Origin of the sequence: Streptomyces sp. NPDC056948 (genome assembly GCF_042674225.1) — a bacterium.
In the GTDB taxonomy this organism is placed as follows: domain Bacteria; phylum Actinomycetota; class Actinomycetes; order Streptomycetales; family Streptomycetaceae; genus Streptomyces; species Streptomyces purpurascens.
On sequence record NZ_JBHUQX010000740.1, the window covers coordinates 1 to 2,188 of the forward strand.

1 protein-coding gene and 1 pseudogene are annotated in these 2,188 nt (G+C 66.0%); both read right to left on the bottom strand.

Annotation, left to right across the window (positions count from 1 at the left end; genetic code table 11):
- Positions 1-254 precede the first annotated feature (254 nt).
- A pseudogene (locus ACFTZL_RS44205) lies at positions 255-560 on the bottom strand (transposase); the annotation flags it as partial.
- Positions 561-846: 286 nt separating this feature from the next.
- On the bottom strand, positions 847-1,203 hold the full coding sequence (locus ACFTZL_RS44210) for a hypothetical protein (protein ID WP_382596102.1): 357 nt from the start codon (positions 1,201-1,203) through the stop codon (positions 847-849).
- Positions 1,204-2,188: the final 985 nt, after the last annotated feature.

A 2,188-nucleotide genomic window follows, 5' to 3' on the forward strand; every position in this document is an offset into this window, starting at 1 on the left:
CCCTCCTCGTAGCCGATGTAGCCGGGCGGGGCGCCGACGAGGCGGGCCAGGTGTGGTGGCCTGGCCTTGCCGTCCGTGCTCTATCTGGACGACTGCGGCCTGTGGCGGGAGCCCGCGCGCCGCCATTACCGGCGGGCGTCACCCGGCGCGAGCAGGCTGGCCACCTCGGCGATGGCATCTGGGCGTGATCATCCACCAAGATCCACTTCCGCAACAGACCTATAGCCGGGCGATCGCGGACCCGCGTCGTCGCAGGTGATGGCCGTCTGGATGGCGAAGTCTTCGTCATCAGAGCTGAGTTGGCGGGGACGGCCTCCCGCCCGCCGAGGGTCCAGGCAGGCCAGGCCGCTCTCTTTGAACCGGTGGATCACGTCCCGGACAGTGTCCTCGTCGGCCTGTACTAGCTGGGCGATCACGGGCACCCGGTTCCGGCCGGCCGAGGCACAGCAGCATCGTCGCGCGTCGATAGCGCACCGAGCTGGTGCGCCCCGACGCACGATCTGCTGCAGCTTCTGCGCCTCCTGGTCGGTCAGTCTGCGCACACGGACAGGCTCGGCCACCGCACCTCCAGCGGTTGGATCGGACGGCACCACCCATCCAACTGCCACGATCACCAAACCGGTCAACCTATGCGCTCAGAGCACCTAGCTGACGATCCGAATCGCGTGGGACGCGGACCGCATGGGCCTGATGTATACCGCGAGGACCATGCTGGCCACGGCGGAGATTGAGCCGTGCGTCGGCGATGATTGTGAGATCTCGGAGCGGCCTGTACGCCGTTCTGACGGCGCGATGCCCCGGCCCGGGCTGTGAGGGGTCCGCACCGGGGCACAGCACAGATGCGGGTCAGTACTTGTCCGGGAGAACAACGTCGGGATCAAACGTCCCACCCAGGTTGAAGGCCGAGAAGATGAACCCCACGGGGTCGCGCCGTGCCGCGTACCCCGCGACAGCGTTGCCTGACTTGTCTACAACTGTGATACCGCCGGGGATCATCGTCCCGCCGCTGGCGACGATCACGGGCTGGCCGTCCCGGTACTCAATCGTCAGCTTGGCTACGTCCTCGGGCTTGACCTGGTCGGCCGGGACGAGTGCCGGTTCGGTCGCTGCGGGCTTGTACTGGGCTGGTGCGGGGCCCTTTGAGTTGGGCGTGGTCTCAGGCATGGCTGTCTCCTCGCTGGCCGGCTCGATGCCGACGCGCATGGATCTTCTCATAACGGAACGTGACCACTCCGTCACTCTTGGCGGGACTGGAGGTGTCGAGCCGCGGACGAGGAACTCCCCGTCCACATGTGAACGCCCTCGGGGATCGCGTGCGCAAGTCAAATCGCAGGTATATGCAAGCAGGTGATCAGCGGAACGGCCGTCTGTCGGCAACCGGTGAACCTTCCCGGTCACAGCACTAGCTGCGAGATGCGGCAGCTCGTCATGCCCCCGACGGTAAACCTTCGACCCGACTTGAAGGTCAAACCAGAATCCCGGGCCGCTTCGGCCAGCCGGTCACTGACCGCCTATGCACAAGGGTGGGGGTGCCGTAAGAAGACGCAGTGCGTAAGGACGGCGCGCGGGGTGCGGGGGATGAACTCCACCGGGTCGTCACCGGGGTACAGGCACTGGTGAAGTGGCGGCATTAGAGAGTTGGAGTATTCGCTGGCAGGGTGAACAGTCCGGGAGCCCGGCCCGGTCACGTCAGCGACGACAAGTAATCGGACCAGTTCTCGCCGACGAGCGTGGCCCAGCGTTCGGCTGTCTCGGGGGGTGGATACCGAGCAGGTCAGCGATGACCACGGGTGGTAGATCTACCAGGGCGTCCATCATGGCGGTGTTCCGAGCTGCGCGGGCGGGCAGACCGTGGTGTCTCAGTGTGTCGGCGAGGCCGAGGGGGTTGCGCGGCCAGGGCTTTGGCCGGGCAAGAGGTACCTACGTCCGGCCGTAATGCTGTGGCGGAGCTGATCGTCGATGACGAGCTTAGGCGGGAGCACGAAAGGATGTTGGCTGACGGCCAGGTAGGTGTACTCCTGGTCGCGGCTGATGTGGTCCTCGGTGAGCTCGACGATTCAGGTCAGAGGAAGGGCGTAGAAACGGACGAGAGCAGCCGCGACGCGGACGTCCAAGGGCAACGCGGTGTCGTTGAAGCAGCGCAACAGCTCGTTTTGGGCCTCGTCCTCGGCTTGGAAGTGGCCGGGGA